The 19076-nt window shown below is 41.4% G+C and carries 16 protein-coding genes and 1 tRNA gene; 13 read left to right on the plus strand and 4 right to left on the minus strand.

Annotation, left to right across the window (positions count from 1 at the left end; all coding sequences use genetic code 11):
• The first annotated feature begins 67 nt into the window (after positions 1 to 67).
• The 4 genes from hflK to BM378_RS11210 all read left to right on the plus strand — a co-directional run bounded on the left by hflK (position 68) and on the right by BM378_RS11210 (position 4378).
• Positions 68 to 1234 carry an FtsH protease activity modulator HflK gene (gene hflK, locus BM378_RS11195; protein ID WP_036973350.1) on the plus strand — a complete coding sequence of 389 codons (1167 nt, stop codon included), beginning with the start codon at positions 68 to 70 and terminating at the stop codon, positions 1232 to 1234.
• Positions 1235 to 1239: 5 nt separating this feature from the next.
• Entirely contained in the window at positions 1240 to 2118 is an 879-nt protein-coding gene (gene hflC, locus BM378_RS11200; RefSeq protein WP_036973349.1) for a protease modulator HflC, read from the plus strand.
• 225 nt (positions 2119 to 2343) lie between these two features.
• Positions 2344 to 3657, plus strand: coding sequence for an adenylosuccinate synthase (locus BM378_RS11205; protein WP_036973348.1), 1314 nt, complete (start codon positions 2344 to 2346; stop codon positions 3655 to 3657).
• Positions 3658 to 3769: 112 nt separating this feature from the next.
• Positions 3770 to 4378 (plus strand): tetratricopeptide repeat protein, encoded by a 609-nt coding sequence (locus tag BM378_RS11210; RefSeq protein WP_036973347.1) that lies wholly within the window; start codon positions 3770 to 3772, stop codon positions 4376 to 4378.
• A gap of 32 nt (positions 4379 to 4410) precedes the next feature.
• Here BM378_RS11210 and BM378_RS11215 read toward each other — a convergent pair whose 3' ends face one another.
• Positions 4411 to 6270 (minus strand): cation:proton antiporter, encoded by a 1860-nt coding sequence (locus BM378_RS11215; RefSeq protein WP_065979393.1) that lies wholly within the window; start codon positions 6268 to 6270, stop codon positions 4411 to 4413.
• Positions 6271 to 7191: 921 nt separating this feature from the next.
• Here BM378_RS11215 and proB point away from each other — a divergent pair.
• Positions 7192 to 8298, plus strand: coding sequence for a glutamate 5-kinase (gene proB / locus BM378_RS11220; protein WP_036973345.1), 1107 nt, complete (start codon positions 7192 to 7194; stop codon positions 8296 to 8298).
• Positions 8295 to 9542, plus strand: a complete 1248-nt coding sequence (locus BM378_RS11225) for a glutamate-5-semialdehyde dehydrogenase (protein ID WP_074989209.1) — start codon at positions 8295 to 8297, stop codon at positions 9540 to 9542. Before proB ends, BM378_RS11225 begins: the two co-directional genes overlap by 4 nt.
• A gap of 157 nt (positions 9543 to 9699) precedes the next feature.
• Here BM378_RS11225 and BM378_RS11230 read toward each other — a convergent pair.
• Positions 9700 to 9775, minus strand: a tRNA-Ala gene (locus tag BM378_RS11230).
• Between the two features lie 165 nt (positions 9776 to 9940).
• On the opposite strand from BM378_RS11230, the gene BM378_RS11235 reads away from it, so the two are divergent.
• Complete coding sequence (locus BM378_RS11235) at positions 9941 to 10327, plus strand: hypothetical protein (RefSeq protein WP_036973343.1); 387 nt, start codon at positions 9941 to 9943, stop codon at positions 10325 to 10327.
• Positions 10328 to 10828 (plus strand): prolyl-tRNA synthetase associated domain-containing protein, encoded by a 501-nt coding sequence (locus tag BM378_RS11240; protein ID WP_074989210.1) that lies wholly within the window; start codon positions 10328 to 10330, stop codon positions 10826 to 10828.
• Here BM378_RS11240 and BM378_RS11245 read toward each other — a convergent pair.
• Positions 10795 to 11931: an MFS transporter gene (locus BM378_RS11245; RefSeq protein WP_065979391.1), complete on the minus strand. Its 1137-nt coding sequence runs from the start codon at positions 11929 to 11931 to the stop codon at positions 10795 to 10797. The genes BM378_RS11240 and BM378_RS11245 overlap by 34 nt on opposite strands.
• A gap of 233 nt (positions 11932 to 12164) precedes the next feature.
• On the opposite strand from BM378_RS11245, the gene BM378_RS11250 reads away from it, so the two are divergent.
• The 5 genes from BM378_RS11250 (at position 12165) to BM378_RS11270 (ending at position 18615) form a co-directional block, all read left to right on the plus strand.
• A complete protein-coding gene (locus BM378_RS11250) occupies positions 12165 to 12704 on the plus strand; it encodes a DUF2058 domain-containing protein (protein ID WP_036973340.1) in 540 nt (179 codons plus the stop codon).
• Positions 12705 to 12831: 127 nt separating this feature from the next.
• Complete coding sequence (locus BM378_RS11255) at positions 12832 to 13155, plus strand: c-type cytochrome (RefSeq protein ID WP_065979390.1); 324 nt, start codon at positions 12832 to 12834, stop codon at positions 13153 to 13155.
• A 129-nt stretch (positions 13156 to 13284) separates the two neighbouring features.
• Positions 13285 to 14052, plus strand: coding sequence for a class II aldolase/adducin family protein (locus tag BM378_RS11260; protein WP_036973338.1), 768 nt, complete (start codon positions 13285 to 13287; stop codon positions 14050 to 14052).
• Positions 14053 to 14061: 9 nt separating this feature from the next.
• Complete coding sequence (locus BM378_RS11265) at positions 14062 to 15237, plus strand: mandelate racemase/muconate lactonizing enzyme family protein (protein ID WP_065979389.1); 1176 nt, start codon at positions 14062 to 14064, stop codon at positions 15235 to 15237.
• 357 nt (positions 15238 to 15594) lie between these two features.
• Positions 15595 to 18615, plus strand: a complete 3021-nt coding sequence (locus BM378_RS11270) for a TonB-dependent receptor (RefSeq protein ID WP_036973336.1) — start codon at positions 15595 to 15597, stop codon at positions 18613 to 18615.
• A 78-nt stretch (positions 18616 to 18693) separates the two neighbouring features.
• Here BM378_RS11270 and BM378_RS11275 read toward each other — a convergent pair whose 3' ends face one another.
• A complete protein-coding gene (locus tag BM378_RS11275; protein WP_036973335.1) occupies positions 18694 to 19068 on the minus strand; it encodes a hypothetical protein in 375 nt (124 codons plus the stop codon).
• Positions 19069 to 19076 lie beyond the last annotated feature (8 nt).

Here is a 19076-nt window from a genome sequence, read left to right on the forward strand (position 1 = left end):
AGTATGAGAAATGCTGTATATTTGATAGATTTAACCTAATTCATTTAGATAACAATGGAGTATAGCTATGGCCTGGAATGAACCGGGTAATAATGGCAATGATAAAGATCCGTGGAATAATAAAGGCGGTAAAGATCAAGGCCCACCTGATTTAGACGAGGTACTGCGTAAGTTCTCCGGCAAGTTTGGCGGTTTATTTGGTGGTAACAAACCAGGTAACAACGGCGGCGGACTTGGTGGCGCAGGCATTTCTTTCATTTTAATCATTGCCGTCATCGTATGGGCATTGAGTGGTATTTACACCGTAAAAGAAGCCGAGCGTGGTGTGGTTCTACAGTTTGGTCAATTTGACCGTATTGCTGAACCTGGCTTACGTTGGAAGATGACGTTCATCGAACGTGTTATTCCTGTTGATATTGAAGCTGTTCGTTCATTATCAGCAAAAGGGTTTATGCTCACCGAAGATGAAAACGTAGTTAATGTTGAGTTTGAAGTTCAGTACCGTGTAATTGACCCACATCTTTACAAGTTTAGTGTAACGGATGCTGATCACAGCTTACAACAGGCACTTGATAGTGCACTGCGTTATGTCATTGGTCATGTGAAAATGGACCAAGTACTCACAACAGGTCGTGAGGTAGTTCGTCAACAAACATGGGATGAACTAAACAAAATTATCGAGCCTTATAACCTCGGTATTATCGTCAGCGATGTGAACTTTAAAGACTCTCGTCCGCCGGGCGAAGTGAAAGATGCCTTTGATGATGCGATTGCAGCGCAAGAAGATGAAGAACGTTTTATTCGTGAAGCCGAAGCATATGCCCGTGAAATTGAACCGCGTGCACGTGGTCAAGTCACACGTATGACACAAGAAGCAGAAGCGTATCGCGAACGTATTACCCTTGAAGCACAGGGTGAAGTGGCACGTTTTGAAAAGTTATTACCTGAGTACCAAGCAGCAAAAGAAGTCACGCGTCAGCGTTTATATATTGATGCAATGGAACAAGTGTTAGGTAACAGCTCTAAAGTGTTAGTCGATGTGAAAGGTGGCAATAACATGCTGTATTTACCACTTGATAAAATCATGGAAAAGCAAGGCACAGCAACGCGAGTTGCACTTCCAAGCTCAAGTGATATCAAGGACCTTCGCAATAAGATAAACACATCACGAAACAGCACTGTTAATCCAAGCGGTGATCGTTTCGCTACTGACCGTTTTAATGAGGGGAGATAAACAAGATGAAAAACTTTAGTTTAGTCATACTCGCCCTTGCTCTTGTATTGTCGTTCTCAGCAGTATTTGTTGTGCAAGAAGGCGAAAAGGCAATTGTGCTGTTATTCAGCAAAGTGCAAAAAGACGACAGTGATAACGCGGTGGTGTATGGGCCTGGTTTACACCTTAAAGTCCCATTTTTTAGCCAAGTACGTCGCTTAGACGCACGTATTCAAACGCTAGATGGTGCACCAGACCGCTTTGTAACCAGCGAGAAGAAAGACTTAATTGTTGATTCGTACGTAAAATGGCGTATTAACGACTTTAGCGCTTTCTACTTGCGTGCTCGTGGTGATAAGCAATACGCTGAAACACTCCTAAAGCAAAAAGTTAATAACGGACTGCGTACTAACTTCGGTTCGCGCACTATCAGAGAAATTGTCTCTGGTGAGCGAAGTGAGCTGATGGAAGAAGCATTAGTACAAGCATCAGAAAGTGCGCAAGAGTTAGGTATCGAAGTACTTGATGTGCGTGTTAAGCAAATTAACTTACCACAAGAAGTGAGTAGCTCTATTTTCCAACGTATGCGTGCTGAACGTACTGCAGTGGCAAAAGAGCACCGTTCTGAAGGTCAGGAAAAAGCGGAAACAATTCGTGCAGAAGTCGATCGCCGAGTCACCGTTATGCTTGCTGATGCAGAGCGAAATGCACGTACTGTGCGCGGTGAAGGTGATGCGAATGCCGCAGCTATCTACGCGAACGCATACAGTAAAGATGCTGAATTCTTTAGCTTTGTTCGTAGCTTAGAAGCATACAAAAATACCTTTAAAGATAAGCAAGACGTGATGGTTCTATCACCGGATAGCGATTTCTTTAATTACATGAAAGGTTCTAAAGCACAGTAATTTACTGTCGCTGCTAAAAGCCCCGCCTATTTTGCGGGGCTTTTTTGTTTCTGAGATTGCTTAAAACATAGACTGTCTGTTTTTATAAACCTCTGTTCTGCCTGTAATTGTGCTATTAAATAAGATGATAAAAATTCAGCCGCAGAAAAAATAAGCTAAACGGGGTGATCTTTCACCTCGTTTTCTGGTAAAATCTCGTCCTAATTTTTTCTAAGTGAATTTGCAATGGGTAAAAACGTTGTTGTACTAGGCACCCAATGGGGTGACGAAGGTAAGGGTAAGGTAGTTGACCTCCTTACAGACAAAGCATCTTTAGTAGTTCGTTATCAAGGTGGTCATAACGCAGGCCATACTTTGGTGATCAACGGTGAAAAGACGGTTTTACACCTTATTCCATCGGGTGTATTACGTGACAATGTTAAGTGTGTGATCGGTAATGGTGTTGTTTTATCACCAGAAGCATTAATGAAAGAAATCGGCATGCTAGAAGAGCGTGGCGTACCAGTACGTGAACGCTTATTAATCAGCGAAGCATGTCCGCTAATTTTACCTTTCCACATTGCATTAGATTTAGCCCGTGAAAAAGCACGTGGCGATAAGCCAATCGGTACGACAGGTCGTGGTATCGGTCCAGCTTATGAAGACAAAGTAGCACGTCGTGGTATACGTGTTGGTGACTTATTCAACCCTGAACAGTTTGCTAGTAAGCTTAAAGAAGTATTGGAATACCATAACTTCACGTTAGAGCATTACTACAAAGTAGAGCCAGTGGACTTCCAAAAGACATTTGACGATGCAATGGCAATCGCTGATATCTTAAAAGCAATGGTTGTTGATGTTACTGAGCTTCTTGATCAAACACGTTTAGCGGGCGACAACATCTTATTTGAAGGTGCGCAAGGTACGTTACTTGATATCGACCACGGTACATACCCATACGTAACATCGTCTAACACTACTGCAGGTGGTGTAGCTACCGGTGCGGGCTTTGGTCCATTACACCTTGATTACGTATTAGGTATCATCAAAGCTTACACAACACGTGTAGGTTCAGGTCCATTCCCTACCGAGCTTTACGACGGTCTAGATAAACAAGACCCAGTAGGTAAGCACTTAGGTGAGAAAGGCCATGAGTTTGGTGCAACAACGGGTCGTTTACGTCGAACAGGTTGGTTAGATGCAGTGGCTATGCGCCGTGCAGTACAAATCAACAGCATCTCAGGTTTCTGTTTAACTAAACTAGACGTACTAGACGGTTTAGAAACACTGAAAATCTGTACTGGTTACCAGTTAGAAGATGGCACAGTAACGAACGTTACACCATTAGCTGCTGAAGGTTACGAGAAAGTAACACCAGTATACGAAGAGATGCCTGGTTGGTCTGAAAACACAGTTGGTGTTACTTCAGTTGAAGAGTTGCCAAAAGCAGCGATTGACTACATCAAACGTATCGAAGAAATCACTGGCGTGCCAGTTGATATCATCTCAACAGGTCCAGACCGTGTTGAAACAATGGTATTACGCAACCCGTTTGCATAATCACGATATGTTTAAAAAAAGCTGCTTCGGCAGCTTTTTTTGTGCCTAAAATTTATTCTGGAATGAAAATTGTATATTATTTACTAAGACAGATTTTCATTAAGTGATTTTGATGCGTGTTTTATTGCCTTTAACATTCCTCTTTTCAAGCCTAGCCATGGCTGAAGAGCCTATTACAGCAGTCCCTTTGTATACTGAGAGCGAGTTAATTGGCTTAATTAATAAAAATGCACATTTGGCGCGGGTAAAGGCTGATGATTGCCAGCTAGTACAAGATATTGAAGCGCGAGCCAATAAAATGGCGTTGCCATCGTATCAATTCCTGTATGGTGATATGTTAGCGTATGCGGTGTGTGTAGACCGCAATGTTGAGCTGGGTGTTTATTACATGCGCCAAGCCGCACAGCAAGGTTTTGCAGCGGCACTCGAGCAGCTTGGCCGTTACTATGATGTCGGCCAGTTAGTGCAGAAAGATAAAGCCATGGCGGTCACCTACCTCAGAGAAGCGTCGGCACAGGGAAACCTTAAAGCACAAATTCGCTTGGTTAACCTATTCAATCAAGGCTATGGCAGTCCTCGTGACTATGAAGACGCCTACCGTTGGTTATTTCACTCAATGGTGGCTGACAAAGCACAGCATAAAAAAGTAGAACAGTTATTGGCTAAATTGGCAGAAAAAATGCCCGACAGCGTTGTCGCCCGCGCCCGTCTACCTGAATAAACAAAGGCCAGCAAATGCTGGCCTTATCGTTATTATTGGTCTTCTTTTTTCTCTTTATTTTTACCGTTATTCGGATCTTTTAAAACAGAAAGTTTAGGAGGCTGTAGTGCCACGACTCGTTCACCAACTTGAGGTGTTTTTTCCATGTGGGTGGTGAAAGGGCGAAGACGTATAGGTGAATCATCGTCATCATCTTTTTCACCATTTAGAATAAACAATGGAATTGCTTCACTGTTGACTTCTTGGTACTGCTCCCAGCTAAACTCGTCAGAAATACGCGTTGCACTCACTTTACCCCCTTTCGCGATTAAGCTACTTAAACGAGCATAGGCCCCGTTATCACCAAATAAAATTTGTCGTGATAAGAACGTCGCACTGTCTTTATTCGCTTTAGCGTGGTTGGTTGATGAGCGCAGTGAAAATACATTTTTTTCATCCAATAGGTGAGAAAAATACTGTACGCCCAAGGCATTATGATGACGGTTTGGCGACAGTGCCAACACGTTTCTAATTGTGGTTAGGGGTAAGTAACGCTCAGCATGTTCTGATTGCGGGTTACCGTAATAACAGGGTAAACCATCCATGCGCGCCATGCGACAGTTTTCCCACGCGGGGTCAGATAAATGAACAGGAATGTTTTGTTCTTTTAAACCACAGGCGATAGCACGTGCAACATGGTTTGCACCTATGATAAGAATCGTATTAGGTGACGGCTGACGTACTTTTAATAATTTAGCTAAAGGCGTTGCCGTTAAACTCTGTAAAACCACAGTGACGATAATGACTGTGAAGATAAGTGGCACTATTTTTTCTGCATCCGCGATACCGGCTTCGACCATGCTTAGGGCAAACACAGAGCCTACTGCTGCCGCGACAATACCGCGTGGGGCTATCCACGATAAGACGAGACGAGATTTTAAGGGTAAATCACTTTTAAACGTCGAAATTGCGATACACGCAGGGCGCGCCACAAATAAAACAATGGCTAAAAAGATAAACACGTCGCTGTGCAGCATCATTAAGTCGGAAAGCTGTAAACGTGCAGCCAGTAAGATGAACAGGGATGAAATGAGAATCATCGACAGGTCTTCTTTAAACTCAAGCACAGAGTCTATTTCTAAGTCGTCCTGATTAGCAAGCCATATACCAAAGACGGTAACAGCAAGTAGTCCTGATTCATGGCTTAAGTGGTTAGAAACCGTGAAACTAATGAGCACTAAGGCTAGTATGCCAAACTTATGTAATTCGAACGGTAACCACTCTCGGCGAATAAGTAGGGTTGTTAACCAGCCAGCGACGACACCGATTGTTAAACCAACGCCTAAGGTCTTGAATAAAGCAATGATCGTGTGGCTGAGTACTTCGCCCTGACCAACAAGCATAACGGCTTCAAATACCAGCACTGCAAACAAGGCACCAATGGGGTCAATAACAATACCTTCCCAGCGTAATATGCGGTCGATATCTTGCGTAGGCCGCATTGAGTTTAATAAAGGGGCAATAACCGTCGGGCCGGTAACCACTAATACTGCCCCCAGAACTGCTGCAACACGCCAGTTTAGTTCTAAAATCCAATAGGCACTGAGGCTTATAATTAAACAGGTGGTGATCATACCGATGGAGCATAGGTTTCGAACAACTTTGCCTATGCCTTTTAACTCTCGAAAATGAAGCGTTAAGGAGCCTTCAAAAAGGATCACTGCAACACTCAATGACACGACAGGGAAAAGCAAGTCGCCGAGTAAGGCATCGGGGTTTAAAATGCCGCTAAATGGGCCAAGTAATAAACCCGTTAGTAGTAAAAATAAAATAGCGGGTACACGAAACGCCCAGGCTATCCACTGTGCTAACACAGAGCACAAGGCGATCCCTGCTATATAAATTGCTGACATAGAATAAAGTATCCTTTAGTTACTACTATTTAAAAACACCAACGAGATAGGTAATCGCGTTTGAAAACGATAAACAGTCGTTAACTTTTAAATAAAATTGCTTACCTATTAAAGCCTACTCACCGTCATAGACACAAGCAAACTTGTTGCTTCACATACGATTTTAGTCGTTATTACTACTTTTTGGGCTGCTTTCGACAACAAAATCCTTAAAAGTTGATAAAAAATCATTAAGTGATAAATGCTAGGTCTTAACTGTTTGTTATTTGAGCTCTATTTTTCAAGGTTATGGTAAGTATAAAAGGTATGATTGCTTTTCAGACTTGATCTTACCCCTATGTTTACCGTATTATATTTCGTGTTCAAACAATTTGATATCTAAATGATTGGTAACGAAAACCCTTTCCACTTAGAGCTCAAGCTCTATTTAATCAATTGTTTGGCGAGCTAAGTGTGTATTTTACACTTTGTTTTCTAATTAAATAGAAATGAGCTTGGTCCTATTCAGTGTGTATTTATTACGTGTTGAATAGAATATAAGTTCATTGTCTGGTCAATGTTTAGTTCCCATCGTGGCAGCTAAATCTCGGTCATACAGTCTACACCCTATCTGTTGGTGTACCAGACTGTATAGGCTCTATGTATGTTGTTATTAATAAAAGCCGCACACAGCTTTTTACAGCGATACATAAACAACACTTATCTTTTTATAACAACTTATGGTTTATAACCGTTTGGTCTACTGACTGAATAAAAGTTGTGCTATATCTAATCGCATTACTTGCGTGGCTTAGCTGTGTGCTCAGATAAGTGGTTTGACAGATTAATTATGATCAATGCGTTTAGCTCGGCTAAACGTGAGTCTTTTAATCAGTGGCATTTTGACACTGAACAGATAGTAAAATGGAAAGTTGAACAGTTATGCAAAAGTTTAAATGGCAACGTATAGTACTAAAAGTTGGTAGCGCCTTAATCGCACCCGATCAAGATGGGTGTCGTTCTCGTTATTTACTGACCATTGCACAGTTCATCGTTCGTTGTCGAGCGCAAGGTATCGAAGTTATTTTAGTATCGTCAGGTTCGGTGGCTGCTGGTTCGCATTTATTCCCAGAGCAAGAGCAACGCTCTGTGACGATGAAAAAGGCAATGGCAGCGGCTGGCCAAACAGAAATGATGGCCATGTGGGATCGCTTTTTTGATTTCCCATCGGCGCAAATTTTATTAACGCATGGTGATTTGCGAGACCGTGAACGCTATACAAGTATTAGAGAAACAGTATTTACTTTACTTGAGCACGGTGTATTGCCCATCATTAATGAAAATGACACGGTAACAACCGACGATTTAAAAGTAGGTGATAACGATAACTTATCAGCCATGGTTGCGGCTGCGGCAGATGCGGATGCCTTGATGATTTTCTCAGATGTCGATGGTTTATATGACAAGAACCCTAATTTACATGAGGACGCTGTCTTATTACCTGAAATCGAAAGCATTGATGAATCAATTTATGCTATGGCTGGGTGTGCAACCAGTGCTGTAGGTACTGGCGGTATGAAAACGAAAATAGAAGCAGCAGAAAAAGCGACTTCACATGGTATCACCACCTATATTTTAAACGGGTTTAAAGAAGAAACATTTAACCGTTTATTAGCAGGTGATAATCCAGGCACTATTTTCACCCCATACGAAAAACCAATGCAAGAAGCGGTGCATTGGATGACCCACACTGCCAATGAGCAAGGTGAAGTTGTGGTTGAAGGTTCAATTAATGAATCATCAAACCGAGAAAATGGGTGTATTCGCAGTGATGAAATTCTTGCGGTACACGGAGAATTTGGCGTAGGCGATACTATTTTAGTACGCAGTGACGATGGTACGCGCCTAGCAAAAGCAACAGCGAATTACAGTAGCTGTTTATTAAGTTTTATAGCTGACAACGAGCAAAGTGAATTTAGCGAGAAAATGCAGGATTCAATTGGCCCCGTTGTTTCAGAGAAAGATATCGCATTATTGGAGAAGTCATGAGTTTAATTACGGATATTTCGAGCCAAGCAGCACACGCTGCTACCCAGCTAGCCTTACTGGATACAGCCACTAAAAATCAGGTTTTAACTGAGATGGCACAGGCACTTCGTGAAAGTAAAGCGTTCATTATCAAAGAAAATGAAAGCGATTTAGCTGCGGCGCGTGATAATAATCTCCCTGGGGCAATGATTGATCGCTTAACGTTAAATGATGAGCGTATCGAAGCCATGGCTGAAGGGATTGAGGTAATTGTTAGCCTTGACGATCCTGTGGGTCAACTACGTGAAATTACTGAGCGCCCGAATGGCATTAAGATCAGTAAAATGCGTGTGCCTTTAGGTGTGGTGTGTATGATTTACGAAGCGCGTCCTAATGTAACAGCTGATGCGGGTGCATTGTGTTTCAAATCAGGTAACGGTGTCATATTACGCGGTGGTAAAGAAGCGCTTAAAAGCTCGCAAGCGATTGCCAGTGTGATGCACAAAGTATTAGAAAAGCATGGCCTGCCAACAGCGTTAATTTCGGTGATTCCAGACCCAGACCGCGGTTTACTCATGGAGCTGATGCAGCAACGTGATACTATTGACTTAATCATTCCACGCGGTGGTGAAGGCCTAATTAACTTTGTAACAGAAAACAGTACGATTCCTGTTATTCAGCATTTTAAAGGCGTATGTCATCTTTATGTAGATAAAGACGCCGACTTAAATGTGGCTATTAATCTATTACTTAACGGTAAAACGCAGCGTACAGGCGTGTGTAATGCACTTGAAGGTTTAGTTGTTCACCAAGATATCGCTGATGAGTTTTTAAACTTATGTGCAGTGGTACTGCGTCAAGAAGGCGTAAAAGTGAATGCAGACGCAAAAGCCGCAGCGTATTTTGACAACGCGACTGTACTGGCCGACGATGAGTTTGGTGAAGAGTACCTCGATTTAGAAATTGCGATTAAAGTTGTTCCTGATTTCGCGGGTGCGATTGACCACATTGCTAAATTCGGTTCTAACCACACAGAAGTGATCTGTACAAAAGACCAAGCTGCTGCGCAGTTATTCCAACGTAGTGTAGATGCTTCAGTGGTTATGGTTAATGCATCGTCTCGTTTTTCTGACGGCTCGCAATTAGGTTTAGGTGCAGAGATTGGTATTGCAACAACCAAGCTGCATGCTTATGGCCCAATGGGCTTAGAGTCACTCACGACAGAAAAATACCTAGTGAACGGCGAAGGTCAAATTCGCGAGTAATTATTTACACAAAATAAAACATGAAAATGCCGGGCTCTGCTCGGCTTTTTTTTATGTGAATAAAATTAAGACGGCAAAAAATAACGGATAAACTAGATAATTTTTTTAGATAAGTTTGATATTAAATTTGGCAGAGTGCCTAAGAAAAGTAGGAAGGTGGTGGAGCTAAGCAGGATCGAACTGCTGACCTCCTGCGTGCAAGGCAGGCGCTCTCCCAGCTGAGCTATAGCCCCACATTCCTAAATACAGGATGCTTAAGTCTTACGTCCTAAGCGGGGTGAACTTTAATTATTTTTACATTCGCGGTCAAGTGTTTTTTAAAAAATGATCGAATTTTTACCCTCCGCTTTTATTTTTGATAGACTAGGTCGCATCTACTGTTCAAGGCTTATCCAATAATGAAAAAAATAGCATCGCTTTTGGTTGTTTTATTAGCTGGTTGCGCAAGCCAAGGGGACGCCCCTCCTTTTGAAATTAATAACAAACAGTTTTATGGAAAAAATGATGAGCAGGGAAATAAAATTTTTGCTTATGTTGTGTCAGTAAAAGCGCAAGGCCGAAAGCCTATTAATTTAGATAAGCCGATGACGCGTCGACAATTTAAAGACTTTGCCGAGCAAGAGTACTTTGAAGAGTCGAGCAACTTAAAATTACTGTTAGAAGATCAAGCGGTTGAATTATTAAATGAAGAACTCAAAGAGCGTTCGTATTGCGACGACAAACATGTAATTGACGAAGTATTATGGCGTGATTTGAGTGTGCAATTACGAGGACGTTGTTTGTAAATGTATGCCGATAAAACCAAGCTGGCAGCGGCACTTGCTCAGCTCGCTATTGAATACGAAGAAATAGAACACCCACCATTACATGGCAGCCTCGATGCTGATACGTTTATGGTTGATAGGCCTGGTACGCGACTGAAAAACTTATTTCTGCGTGATAACGAAGGTAAACGTCATTTTTTGGTGATAACAGCCCACGACAAACAGCTTGATTTAAAAGCGATTGCAAAGCAGCAAGGACTTTCGCGGATAGGTTTTGCCTCAGATGAGCGGCTTGCACGTTATTTAAAAGTGCCGCCTGGCCGTGTGTCTATGCTGGCACTTTTAAACGACAAACAAAATAATGTCACGTTGTGGCTTGATCAAGAAATCTGGTTTAATGCGCTTTTTCATTGCCATCCGTTTGAGAACACCGCGACTTGGTTAATGAAAAAAGACGACTTAGAACGCTTCTTTGCCAGTACAGGGCATCAGCCTCGAGTCGTATTCCTTCCTGCTAAATAAACCAACGCGAGCCCTATTAAACATACCAGCAGCAGTACTGCCATAAAGGCAACTTGACCATGTTGCTGGTATATCAGCCCCGGTAACAGTGAACCAAGTGCACCACCACTGTAATAAAACGATACATAGCCCCCATTCGTCACACTGGCAGGGGCGGTACTAATTTTATTAACCAATGGTGCAGCACTTGAATGAATCACAAACATAGCGCCACAAAAACCTGTAAATGCGATGACAAATAACAGCAGCTGTTGACTCATCAACAGCAATATTGTGAGGCTATAAAATAAAAATACCCCAGTGAGCAAGCGCCAAGGAGATGAAGACTTTCTCAGTAGCCAAGGGGTGGCTATTGACGCAAGCGCACCGACTAAGTAGCCAGTATAAACAAGTCCGATTTCGCGCGTGTTAGTAATGGCAAAGCTATCTTGCAGAATAAAGGGCAAATAATTTAACAGCGCTGCAAAGCAAAAGAACATACAAAAAACCGCCCCATAGAGCTTCAAAACTAATGGGCTTTTTAATTGCTTTAAATATAAAAGGGGCGATTGCGGGGTATGAATTGCGGTTGTCTTTTGGGGTTTAGGGATAGCGAAGGCAAGACAGACTAAGCCAATCGCTATCACATAGTAAAAGCTTTGCCAGCTTAAAAAATCAGTAAATAAGGCCGCTAACATACGACCAAAATAACCACCAACAATCGTACTACCAATATATAAGGTCATATTACGCTGTAGTAGGTCGGCTTGGTAAGTGACACCAATATAACTGGTCATCGCGGTGAGTGCGGCTGGCAGCGTAATACCTTGAATAAAACGTATCAAAAGTAACACGTTAAAGCTCGGCGCAAAGGTAAAAATAACGCAGCTAATAGCCAGTATAACCATAGCGATTTTTAAAATAACCAGCGGGTTACGCTTTGCTAAAAATAACCCATACACTAATGGAGCGATTGCTAGCGGGAGCATTGTGGCTGTCATTAAACTGCCGGCGGCGGCTGGCGACACAGAAAAATGGCGAGCAAATAATCCAAGTAGGGGCTGGGGTGCGTATAAAACAAAGAAAATAAATACAGAGCAAAGTAACAAATGTCGCAGCTGCATTTTTAGCTCCGTGAAGAAAAAGTATTAGCTTATAGAGTGCGAGTAATTTTACAAGTATCATAATGGTTAAAGTAAGAAATATTGCGTTAAATCAAAGTGTCATGATTTCATCGCGTGTTAATCTGCGTGTAATAATATAAATAGCAAAGATTCAAATGGGTTCAGTACTGTTATTTGTTTGCATAGCTGATTAAAATAGCCCTTATACGCATTTTAATTATTGGAATTTAGTGATGGGTTCATTACAAGATCAGCTACTTAAAGCTGGGCTCACTACCTCGCACCAAGCGAAAGTAGCTAAAACTGAAAAACGTAAGCAGCAAAAGAAAAAAAAGAAAGGGGCTACCAGTAACCCAAGTGATTTGCAAAAGCACATTGAGCAAACCAAGCTCGAGCAGCAGAAAAAAGCAGATGAACTAAATAAAGCGCGTTTGGAAGAGCAAAAACAACGTGAGCAAGTTGCTCGCGTTAAGCAAATTTTAGAGCATAATAATCAGGATGAGATCCGTGGCGATCGCACCTTTAATTTCACTTATGAAAATAAAGTGAAAGAGCTCGACGTAAATGAAAAAACACAAAAAGCGTTAGCGGGTGGTCGCTTAGCAATTTGTGTTTTAGAAGGCCAATTTTTTGTTCTGGAAGATGAACCAGCTCGAAAAGTCGCTGAAGTTAGCGAAGAATATATAGTGTTCCATGTCGAACCTGAAGATAAGCAAAAGGATGAAGATGATCCCTATGCTGATTTTGAAGTGCCTGATGATTTAATATGGTAACCCGCATAACTGCATAGCATTTAGGTTGCTGTAACAATTTTTCGGGGGCAATTTGGGTGCAATATTGTTAAATCATGGTCTACACTAAAGAAAATGTTTTCTAACCCGTTAAAAAGAGAAGATACAAATGAGCAAGATAACTAAAATTCTATGTGGGGCTGGCCTTGTAATGGCTGCAAGCCTATCTTTCAATACAATGGCTGCTGATGGCGCAACACTATACACAGCAAAACTTTGCCAAACGTGCCACGGTGCAGAAGGTAAAGCACCCATTATGCCGCTATACCCTAAGCTAAATGGCCAAAATAAAGAATACTTACTTGCACAAATGAAAGACATTAAGTCTGGTGCACGTAATAACGGTATGGCTTCTGCGATGAAAGCAATGGTTGCGAACGTATCTGAAGAAGAAATGGCAGCAATTGCAGATTATTTATCACAAGTTAAATAATCCGCTACATTTAATAAAAAAGGCCACATCAATTGATGTGGCCTTTTTGTATCAGCTATTGATCATCGGTTAATAGTGATTTAGACTTCTATACATCTATTTATGCTTGTCGCATATACAAGGTTTTCCATGTTTGACTTACCAAAACTCGATTTAAAAAATAAAGTATCTGAACAAGAATGGCAGCTTCGCGTAGATTTGGCTGCATGCTATCGTTTAGTCGAGCATTTTCGTTGGGGTGATTTAATTTATACCCATTTATCTGCACGCTTACCGGGCACAAATCAGTATTTGGTCAATGCATTTGGTTTAAGCTTTGATGAAGTAACCGCGTCAAACTTAGTGAAGGTTGATTTAGAAGGGAATATTCTCGACGATACACCGTTTAAAATTAACCCTGCAGGTTTCACTATTCACAGTGCTATTCACGAAGTACGCGATGATGCGCATTGTGTTATCCACCTTCATACCAAAGAGACTATTGCAGTAGCAACGCAAGAAAAAGGTTTACAACCGTTAAGCCAATACTCGATGTTTTCATTGCCGTCACTGTCATACCATGGCTATGAAGGCTTAGCCGTGAACAAGGATGAAAAAAAACGCTTACAAGATGATTTAGGCACTACAAATCATATGCTTTTAGTAAATCATGGCGGTTTAACGGTGGGCCCAACGGTGGGGGATGCATTTATGCGCTTCTATGATTTACAGCGCGCCTGTGAAATTCAATTGGCGATTCAAGCCAGTGGTCAAACAGCTATTCCGGTGCCTCAACCTATTATCGATAATATTTATAATCAAGCGAATGTCGTGCATAGCGGCAGCACTGGAGGCCAATTAGCGTGGCCTGCGATGCTGCGTAAGGCTTATCGCCTTGATCCTAGTTTTGCTCAGTAAGGAGTAACCATGAAAGTTAATCGCGTCGAAGTGTTCGATATTCATTGTCCAGACAGACCTGCTTGGACACCTGTGTTTGTGCGTATTCATACAGATGAAGGTATTAGTGGCGTTGGTGAAGCCGGGCTTGCTTATGACTTAGGTCACAGTGCAGCCGCTGCGATGATCAAAGAAATGGCTGACGCTTTTTTAATAGGCCATGATCCGTTTCAAACTGAAAAGCTATGGTCACGAATGCTACGCGAGAGCTTTTGGGGATTAGGCGGAGGACCAGTGGTCTACGCTGCGATGAGTGCGATTGATACTGCACTGTGGGACATCAAAGGGAAAGCATTAGGTTTACCTGTTTATCAATTGCTAGGGGGTAAAGTTAACGACAAACTTCGTACTTACGCATCGCAATTACAGTTTGACTGGGACAGCGAGTTTAAAGCACTTATTCATCCAGAAGAATATGCAGAAGCGGCATTAAAAGCGATTGCTGAAGGCTACGATGCAGTGAAAGTTGACCCTATCCAATACGATAAGCACGGCAATACTTATTATGACCGCACTAATATTATTTCTCGTGGTGAAATGAAGTTATACCGCGCGCGTATGCAGGCTATTCGTGAAGCGGTGGGTGATGAAGTTGATATTATTTTTGAATGTCATAGTTTGCCAGGGGCAACATCTGCAATTCAAATTGGTGAAATCGCCGAAGAATTCGATTGCATGTATTATGAAGAGCCAGTGAACTACCTAAACCATTCATTGCATGCCAAAGTCGCTGATAAAGTTGCAGTGCCCATAGCCGGTGGCGAGCGCTTGTATAATCGTTGGGGTGTACGTCCTTATCTTGAAGATCAAAGCATTGATGTGCTTCAGCCAGATCTTGGTTTATGTGGTGGTTTCACCGAGACGAAAAAGGTCTGTGATTACGCTGATATTTTTGATGTGCGTATTCAAGCGCATGTATGTGGCGGTCCAGTTGCAACAGCGGCATCGTTGCATTTAGAAACAGCCATTCCTAACTTCTTAATTCATGAGCATCACACTTACGCGATTAAAAAGTGGAATCGTGAGTTATGTATTCAAGACCCACAACCTAAAAATGGCTTTTTCCAAGTATCCGAAGAACCCGGCATTGGTATTGAGTTAAACGATGATATTGTGATGCGTTCGCAACGTGTCGAAATAAAATAAATAGATTCAGCAATGAAAAAGCCCGTAAGGGCTTTTTTTATTTATAAAGTAAGTATCAATTTATCAAAGTGCTTCATTAATATAAATAATCATATAAACGAAAGTCTTAAACATGATTGCGTTTATTTTTTGTTAAGCTTTATTGTTAAATTTTATTGTTTTTTTCTGTTTTTATTCACTTTTTTAGAATTTTAACTGTGTTTTTTGTGTTTTTTATGTAAATTTTTAGTTTTAAACTTATATACTATAACTAAATTGTAATATATTTAATTTTTTGTTTTACATTTGTTCTCCGTTTTAATAATGTATTAGTACCTTATAAAGGTGAATAATTATAATTTTAAAAGGGATACAAAAATGAAATCAATATTTAGGAAAAGCATTACTGCAATTGCAGTAACTGCTTCGTTGGGGTTGGCGCTTCCTGCATCTGCATCAGACGTCGTTGGCTCTGTTCAGAATGTCAAAAATACCTCTTCATATACAGTTAAAGTTAAAAACCCGGCGACTGGTCTAGAGCGTACTTTAAATATTTCAGAAAATGGAACGTTCCGCTTTGCATCATTACCCTCAGGAAACTACGATATCCAAGTTTTGAAAAATGGAACCGTAGTAGCAGAAGATAAAGTCCGTGTTTCACTTGGTGCCAATTCAAAAGCAAATTTTGATCTAGCGAATATCTCCAATTCAGGTCCTGAAGTTATTCAAGTTGTTGGAGCACGAATTTCCTCAATTGATTTATCAACAGCTGATTCAGGCTTAGTCATTACCGATGCTGAAATAGATCGTATGCCTATTAGTCGAGATCTTACATCGGTAGCATTACTTGCTCCAGGTGCTGTTAAAGGCGACAGTGCATTTGGTAATACAGCATCGTTTGGTGGCTCATCGGTTGCAGAGAATGCGTGTTATATTAATGGTCTAGAAGTAACTAATACACGTCAGGGTTTAGGTTGCGGTGAAGTCCCATTCGAATTCTATGATCAATTTCAAGTTAAAACTGGCGGTTATTCTGCTAAGTTTGGTAGAGCTACGGGAGGAACTATAAATACAACCACTAAAAGTGGTACCAATGAATGGGAGTTTTCTGCAGTAGTTCAATATTCACCTGATTCGTTGCAAGAAGAGGGATCAATCTCTCGCGGAAAACAAGGTGCAGGACAAATATTCCGAGATGAAAGTTTAGCTTCTGATAATAGTGCGGATGTTACTTTAGCTGTTGGTGGACCATTAATTGAAGATACTTTATTTTTCTATGGTTTAGTTAATCCTCGTGATACAGAGTCTACTTATACATGGGGCGGCGATGAATTCTCTCCAAATGACCAATATCGTAAAGAGTCTGCATCAGGTGGCGATAACTTATTCTGGGGCGGTAAGCTTGACTGGGATATTACAGAAAACCATCGTTTAAGCTATTTTGCTTATTCAAACCGACGTGATATCGAGCGCTCAGTATATGATTACGGTAATGGCACAGTTGGTGAAAGAATTGATGGTGCTATTTTGAAACGAGGCGGTAAAGCACAGAGTCTAAGTTACACTGGTATCTTAACCGAAGACTTAGTAATTACTGCTATGGCTGGTAATATTAAGACTGAATATGAAACTCAGTCTGAAAACCTTGTTTGTCCTAGTGTAACTGACTCTCGAGGAACATCTAACCCTATTACAGGTTGTGGCGCGGGAGGTAGCTTTGGTGCAAATAATGATGAAAATACGCAATATCGTTTAGATGTTGAGTATGTTTGGTCTGACCATGAAATTAGCTTTGGTATTGATTATCAAGAGCGAAAATCAGAAAGAATTAGTCAGCCAATTGGTGGTCACAGCTATGATTACCGTACATTAGCTGCAAATGGTAGTTGGCAAGCAGATAACGGTGCACTTACTAATGATACAGGTGCTGCACTTGATTATGTTGAAGACCGTATTTTTGATGGTGGTGGTAGCTTTGAATCAGAGTTAACAGCTTACTATATAGAAGATCATTGGCAAGTTACTGACGATTTTGCGGTAAATGTTGGTTTTCGTGTCGATGAGTTTGATAGCTGGGGAACAACGGGTAAGTTATTAACAAGTTTTAAAACGGATATTGCACCACGCCTAGGTTTTACATGGGACCCAACAGGAACGGGTGATACAAAAGTTTATGGTACATATGGTCGTTATTATCTACCAGTTGCTAATAATACAATTTTCCGTGCAGCATCTGGTGTGAGCGATATTACAACAGCTTATACCTACACCGGTGTTGATCCAGAAACAGGTGCACCAACAGGTCTTTCACCACTTGCAGATACAATTGGTAATGGTGGTTTAGCAAATTCACAACAAGTGAGTGGGGTGCCTGTTATTCCTGAAAAAGATATATTCCAGGCAAAAGAAGCTGACCCATTCTCAAAAGATGAATATATTCTTGGTGTTCAACAAGCACTTAATGAAGAGTATACAGTTGGGCTAAAAGGTACTTATCGTGAGGTTGCAACTGCACTTGATGATTACTGTGGACGTTACGCATACCCATATTGCGTCATGATTAACCCAGGTTCTACATCAAGCTGGTACAGTGATGGATACTACTGGAATGGTACTGATTGGGGTGACTCTAGTTTCGATAATGATGGTGTACCAGATGCAGGCTCACTGACTACTTATTCAGCTGAAACAATAGGCCTCCCAAAGGCTAACAATGAATATACATCGGTTGAATTTAGCTTGAACTATCAAGCTGACACTATTCGCTACCAGTTTGGTTACACATGGGCACGTAGTGTTGGTAACTTTGAAGGTGCTGTTAAATCAGATATCGGTCAAGCTGACGCGGGTATTACTCAAGATTTTGACTTCCCAGCGGTAATGGATGGCTCACAAGGTTACCAACCTAATGACCGTCGTCATACGTTTAAGTTCTTCGGTAGTTGGGAACCTGTTGAAAATCTGACCGTAGGTTGGAATGCAACGTTACAAAGTGGTCGCCCACAAAGCCTATTTGGACAAGGTTACCCGTCGAAAGATCCTAACTTAAATGGTGGTTGGGGTGATACGTTCTACATCTACACTAATGATTGTCCAGACACAAATGGTGATGGTGAATGCCAACAAGACGAAAAAATCTATGAAAAACACAGCCGTGGTACTGCGGGTCGTACACCATGGACATTTAACTTAGATTTATCTGCAGCTTATGACTTCACAGTATCAGATATTGATATGCGTGCGACTATTAATGTATTTAATATACTTAATAGCCAATCGATTACCTCTGCGAATGAACACTATGAACAGAATGAGGGTGAAGTAAACTCTTATTATGGTGCTGCATATACATGGCAAACACCACGTTATGTTCGTTTAGGTTTTGAAGCTCGTTTCTAAGTATATTGCTATCAATTTGATTGCTAATAAAAAAGCCCGTAAGGGCTTTTTTTATAGGTGTTTAGGTATATGTGAGGCTTAGTTAACCGCTTTACACTTTACCAGCGGCAGTGGCTCTGTTGCTTTGCTGTCTAAATGACGAACAAAGCACATTTTATCTTTAATGAGTAATTCAAAGCGATCGGGCATAGAAAGCTGCTTTCCCATGATTGGATTGCCTTGCGCATCTGTGATGCCCATGCTGTCAGTAACGAGGATACTGCTATTGATAAAGGCATCATCGGCGACTGCAATAGGCTGACTGTGCATTAATCTGGCAATACCTTGTGCAATCAAGGTGCTTTGCGGTGTTGTTAACACCGCATGTTGTAGCTTAGGAGTCGGCTCTTGGCTTTGTGCACTACACCCAAGCAAAGTTACAAAGTATATTGCTGTGGCTACTTTAAAGTTCATACACGCCT

Source organism: Pseudoalteromonas lipolytica, assembly GCF_900116435.1.
GTDB lineage: Bacteria > Pseudomonadota > Gammaproteobacteria > Enterobacterales > Alteromonadaceae > Pseudoalteromonas > Pseudoalteromonas lipolytica.